This window comes from Candidatus Pelagibacter communis (genome assembly GCF_001180105.1).
Lineage (GTDB): Bacteria > Pseudomonadota > Alphaproteobacteria > Pelagibacterales > Pelagibacteraceae > Pelagibacter > Pelagibacter ubique_K.
Window position 1 is genome coordinate 1 of sequence record NZ_CVSO01000079.1, and the last position, 540, is coordinate 540.

At 30.2% G+C, this 540-nt stretch carries 1 protein-coding gene; it reads left to right on the forward strand.

Going from position 1 to position 540, the window contains the following annotated elements:
• Positions 1 to 514 (forward strand): glutamine amidotransferase-related protein (locus AMN84_RS04915; RefSeq protein ID WP_179850713.1); only part of this gene is annotated, 514 nt, incomplete at its 5' end.
• Between the last annotated feature and the right edge of the window lie 26 nt (positions 515 to 540).

The window sequence follows — 540 nt, forward strand, 5'->3', positions numbered from 1 at the left end:
TTATGCGAGGACTAAAAAAATTCCTTTTTTAGGGATTTGTTTTGGCATGCAAATGGCAGTTATTGAATTTGCTAGAAATGTACTAAAAATTAAAAATGCTGGTTCTAGTGAATTTGATAAAAAATGCTACCCGGTAATTGGACTTATTGAGGAATGGAACAAAAACGGTAGAAAAATTAAAGGAACTGTGAAAAATTTAGGTGGTACTATGCGATTAGGTCTTTATCCAGCTAAATTACAACACAATTCCTTAATAAAAGAAATTTATAAGTCTAGTCAAATTAAAGAAAGACATAGACATAGGTATGAGGTTAATGTCAATTTGAGAAAAAAATTTGAAACACACGGTTTAAATTTTTCAGGGATGTCCCCTGACAACAACTTACCAGAAATCGTTGAAATTAAAAATCATCCTTGGTTTATTGGAGTTCAATTTCACCCAGAATTTAAATCTAGACCTTTACAACCTCATCCATTATTCTCATCATTTATCGGAGCTGCAAAAAATACATAATGAAAAATATTACAATAAATTGTGAT